The sequence below is a fragment of the Rothia sp. HMSC058E10 genome (assembly GCF_001809415.1).
In the GTDB taxonomy this organism is placed as follows: domain Bacteria; phylum Actinomycetota; class Actinomycetes; order Actinomycetales; family Micrococcaceae; genus Rothia; species Rothia dentocariosa.
Genome location: NZ_KV797628.1, coordinates 1 through 2,573, shown reverse-complemented (window position 1 = coordinate 2,573; position 2,573 = coordinate 1). Strand labels below are relative to the sequence as shown.

At 44.6% G+C, this 2,573-nt stretch carries 2 protein-coding genes; both read right to left on the bottom strand.

Translation table 11 applies throughout. The annotated features are described in order from the left end of the window. Nucleotides 1-76: 76 nt before the first annotated feature. The gene (locus HMPREF2609_RS11135) at nt 77-793 is read right to left on the bottom strand and encodes a ribonuclease domain-containing protein (protein WP_246825589.1); all 717 of its coding nucleotides are present in this window, start codon (nt 791-793) and stop codon (nt 77-79) included. 696 nt (nt 794-1,489) lie between these two features. Next, nucleotides 1,490-2,416, bottom strand: a complete 927-nt coding sequence (locus HMPREF2609_RS11130; RefSeq protein ID WP_246825588.1) for a hypothetical protein — start codon at nt 2,414-2,416, stop codon at nt 1,490-1,492. Between the last annotated feature and the right edge of the window lie 157 nt (nt 2,417-2,573).

Here is a 2,573-nt window from a genome sequence, read left to right as displayed (position 1 = left end):
CCCTCACGGATAAACAAAGGGGCAATGAATTCCTCAGCAGACCGTACCTGCTTGTAAACCATGGTTATTTTCTCCCTTACTCTACTATCAGGATAAACGTATGATAATGATCCGGGCTGTAATAGATACTGCCATTACTCCCCACTACCAACCGGTCATCACCACGAGTCGTCTCAGGCTTCCCGTTAGGCTTCAACTCAACTTTACCGTTTTCACCAATCTTCGGTTGAGGAGCCATAAAATCCATCTCCGTATACGTAATAGGATTCCCCTCAACATCAGTAGTGGGCAAAATATCACCTACACCCTCACCCTTTGCAGGATGATTTCCAAAAGTCCTCGCTTCGTTCGCTCCAGGATAATGCGGAGGAGCTCCATCCTTCATGATCTTCTGCGTAGCCTGCTGGAGATGCTCAGCAGTATCTTGAGGAATCTGACCCTGATAGTCCTCGCTCCTCACCACCCGGTGGTGCTTCAAACCCTCCTCATCAAGCTGCATCGCAGTCTGCAAATCCGGCGCAAATCGCTCCTCGGCGTCTTTCCACAACGCATGCTGAGGACGAGGACCCAGATCTTTTGGAGGTGCCTCGGTAAATTCTCTGCCCTCAAGATCAGCCTGCTTTTTACGGTTCTCATATTCCTTTAAAACAGATTTTGCATCCCTGTATTGTTTTTCCTTCGCTATAAATTCATTGTAGTCGTAATAGTCAGTACGTGGGCGTCCTTTCTTATCCTTCCCCCTCCACTCTTTACGACGAACCCCCTCCAACCTCTCATCCAGACGAGTCTGCACATCCCGCATCGAAACCGTCGGCCCCTCAGCGGCACCAGCCCCCTTTGCCGGAGGCAGGTTCTCGATCCTTGACTCTCCACCGGACGCAACGGCACTACCCCAGGACGAGCACGCTCCGACGACGACATACCCCAGGCACACGCACCTCATGAGCACCCCACCGAATCCCAAAACGACTCAGCAAAGGCTTTAAAACAAATTTAAGACCCTTACCAGCACCAAGCGTTACCAGATCAATAAGAGCGCTAAACAGACCCCTGATTACTAGAAAAAAGCCCCAATTGTGCCTGCCCTCTTACTACACCTCTATAAATTTCAAAGATAATTTATACATAATAACAACACAATAAAAACTAAACCAATACAATGTCTAGAAAATTAAAATGCGATACAAGAACTGAAACTCCATATTATAAATGCGATAAAAATATTAATAAATTATTATTTTGCAGATATTTTACTTAAATTTAAATTAAATATTTAGTAGAAAACAGTTTCTAAACATAAATCTAAACAGCACCTTAGTTACCTTAATTTAATTTTACATCAAGTTATAGATATTAATCGATCACAAGGAATAAGCTACGACCGGAGGCATCCCTGTTTCAGAATATGCTATAAATTTAATACAAGCATTTTATATCCAAAAGAATCCAGAAAAGAACCTAACACTGTTTCACTACTTTGACTGATATACTACTCAGCCATATGAGTCATACCCGAGCGCACAACCTCAGTCATACCAGCCTTATCCACCGAATCCATGACCGAACACAACGCAGCTGATAACAACCGTGACTCAGCATAAGGACTAAACCGGTACTGCTGCAGGCTAGGTTCTTTACCCGCAATCAAGGTCAGCATAAAATTCTCAAGCGACCAGTCAGAAGCATCTTTGACGACCTTGACCATATCGGACCCATGAGCCTGCATCCACGCCTGATCTATAGTCTGATTCTCAAACCCAGTACCAGTTGAATTGAGCGGGTACAGGTTAGGTTTTGAAGAATTTTGAGCCTCAAGATCAAGCACCTTTTTAAGAGCTTCTTCTGTCCGTTGCTGGATCTGCTCGGTACCGTCAGAAATCTCATCAGTATGGTCTTTAGTGCCAGGCAAACTTGCAACGATCTCTTGCTCCGCTAAAGCCTCCTGAGTGTTTGGGAACTCAGGAAGATGATATCCATGTTCTTTCAACCCTTGCGTCAGCTCAAAAATAAACGCAATCAACTTACTGAGCTTTTGCATCAGAACATCCGTCTCAGGACCTTGCGCATCATGATCCAGACCGTGCACAGGCACATAGCCAGGTACCTCGAACTTATGACTATTCCAAAGCTGGGCAAAATTATTGTATCGCGTCAAAATACGAATAAAGTCTGATTCCCACGTAGAACCAAGCAGGTCTGCCCGGTAATCCGGAGTGATTTCCTGACCATGCTGAATAGACGCCGTGATGCGGCTTATGGCTTCAAGAGCCGTAGCAATAGTTTCTAGAGATGCAATATCATCACGCATTTCTGCCAACAACAGCAAATAGTTAGGATAGGTAATCGTAATAGTCTCGGTCGTGCGGGGATCTTCGGTTAGTTTTCCAATAAACCAACTATAGCCGACATCTGTCATGGTAGTGCCTCTCCTGATATATCTTTCTCGGTGATTATTGATAGGTTATGTTCATGATAATTGTGGCACAAGGGTAAAGATAAAACGTAATGCCACTACCCTGCGCCAACTTCTTATGGTAGTTCCAAAATCCTCAAAAGGACTAGGTATATAGGAC